Annotated in this window: 2 protein-coding genes and 1 tRNA gene; 2 read left to right on the forward strand and 1 reads right to left on the reverse strand. The window is 71.9% G+C overall.

Annotation, left to right across the window (positions count from 1 at the left end; all coding sequences use genetic code 11):
* Positions 1-91: 91 nt before the first annotated feature.
* Both AC1MIR_RS04880 and AC1MIR_RS04885 read left to right on the forward strand, forming a co-directional pair.
* Complete coding sequence (locus tag AC1MIR_RS04880; protein ID WP_480027039.1) at positions 92-283, forward strand: hypothetical protein; 192 nt, start codon at positions 92-94, stop codon at positions 281-283.
* Between the two features lie 184 nt (positions 284-467).
* Complete coding sequence (locus AC1MIR_RS04885) at positions 468-2,135, forward strand: recombinase family protein (protein WP_480027066.1); 1,668 nt, start codon at positions 468-470, stop codon at positions 2,133-2,135.
* On the opposite strand, the gene AC1MIR_RS04890 is transcribed toward AC1MIR_RS04885, so the two are convergent.
* Positions 2,092-2,168: transfer RNA gene (locus tag AC1MIR_RS04890), tRNA-Met, on the reverse strand. The two genes, AC1MIR_RS04885 and AC1MIR_RS04890, sit on opposite strands and share 44 nt — an antisense overlap.
* Between the last annotated feature and the right edge of the window lie 4 nt (positions 2,169-2,172).

Consider the following 2,172-nt stretch of genomic DNA (forward strand, 5'->3'; position numbering starts at 1 on the left):
GGCGCCTACGGCTCCGCACCGGCCAACCCGGGCGCGTCCATGCACACCAAAAGGGGGTCCCTTTTGCACGCCGATCCGGGGTCCCGTTTGTGTGCCGATTGACACGCTGGTCTTCGACGCCAGCAACGGCGCCGTCCTGAGCCAAGCCTACAGCGTCTCCGTCTTCCAGGATGGCGGCGACACAGTGGTGATCGCCGACCTCGACGGCGACACCGCCACCGCGGAGTTCCGCGTGACGCTGACCGACACCCATGCCCTGACCGCCGCCGACTTCCTGCTCTGACCGGCCCGCGCCGGCCCGGCTTCTTCCCGATCAGCGGGAGGGGCCAGGCGGCGCGGCGGGTCAGCGCTGTCGGACATGTCGGCCGCTGGCGTCCTGATGCTGGCGGGCCAGTCCGGGGGGAGGGCTATGATGGCGCGCCCGTCGAGTCTCGCGCTCGACCTTCGCCAGGGAGCCAGCCCCCAAAATGCTGCGTGCGGTGACCTACAGCCGGTATTCGAGCGACCAGCAGAACCCGCGCTCGGCGGCGGATCAGACGCGGCTGTGCCGGGTCCATGCCGAGGCGCAGGGCTGGCGGGTGGTGGACGGCTACGAGGACCTGGCGGTGAGCGGGGCCAGCCGCTTCCGGCCGGAGTTCCAGCGTCTGCTCGCCGACGCGAAAGCCCGGAAGTTCGACGTGGTGGTCTGCGAGGCGCTGGACCGGCTCGGCCGCAAGCTGGCCGACATCGCCGAGCTGTTCGACCAGCTGAGCTTCCTCGGCATCGCCATCCACACGGCCCAGCAGGGGCCGGTCACCCAGCTGCATATTGGGCTGCTGGGGACGATGTCGCAGCTCTTCCTGGCGGACCTCAAGGCCAAGACCCATCGCGGGCTGCGCGCGGTGGCCGAGGACGGACGGAGCGCCGGTGGCATCTGCTACGGCTACCGGGCCGCGCCGGCCCCCGATGGGCGCGCGGGCCGCGGACATCGCGAAATCGACGAGGCGCAGGCGGCGGTGGTGCGTCGGATCTTCCGCGACTACGCCGCCGGGCTCTCGCCCAAGCGGATCGCGCTGGCGCTGAACGCCGAGGGCATTGCAGGCCCACGCGGCGGGGCCTGGGCGCCGAGCGCGATCAACGGCGACCGCGGCAAGTGCACCGGGATTCTGAACAACGCGCTCTACATCGGCCAGCAGGTCTGGGGCCGGCGGGCCTGGACCAAGGACCCGAGCACCGGGCGCAGGGTGGCCCGCAAGGCCGCTCCGGAGACGCGGGTGGTCACCGAGGTGCCGGAGCTGCGCATCGTGCCCGACGAGCTGTGGGAGGCCGCCAAGGCCCGGCAAGCCACGCTGGACCGCAAGGGCGCGGCGCAGGGGCATGAGGAGGCCCCCGGTGGAGCCTTCTGGACCAAGCAGCGGCCGCGCTATCTGTTCTCGGGGCTGATGGTCTGCGGCGCGTGCGGCGGGGGCTTCTCGAAAATGTCGGCCGAGCACTTCGGCTGCTCGACGGCGCGCAACAAGGGCCCGACGGCCTGCGGCAACCGGCTGACGGTGCGGCGGGACGTGCTCGAGGAGACGGTGCTGGGGGCCCTGCGCGAGCGGCTGATGGACCCGGCGCTGTTCCGCGAATTCGTGGCCGAGTTCACGGCGACCTGGAACCAGCTGCAGGCGGAGGCCTCGGCCGGGCTGACCGCGCAGCGCGCCGAGTTGGCGCGGCTCGAGGGGCAGATCGAGCGCGCGGTGGACGCGATCGTGGCGGGCATGGCGTCGGCGGCGCTCAAGAGCCGGCTCGAGGAGCTGGAGCGGCGCAAGGCAGGGCTACAGTCCGAGCTGGCGGGCGCGGAGGCCCCTGCCCCGCGGCTGCACCCGAACCTGGCGGAGCTCTACCGCGCCCGCGTGGCCGAGCTCGCGCGGGTTCTGGCGGCCGAGGACGGCGTCGAGGCGCGGGAGGTGGTGCGGGGGCTGGTGGAGGCGATCCGGCTCATGCCCGAGGGCGAGCGGCTGCGGATCGAGGTGCGCGGGGAGTTGGGCGCCATTCTTCGCTTGGCGGAGGGTGCTCGGAATCAGAAACGCCCCGGGGATGTTCCCGAGGCGTTCATGTCGCAAATCAAGATGGATGCGGGGACAGGATTTGAACCTGTGACCTTCAGGTTATGAGCCTGACGAGCTACCGGGCTGCTCCACCCCGCGGTGG

The sequence above is a fragment of the Falsiroseomonas sp. RANM36 genome (genome assembly GCF_056682175.1).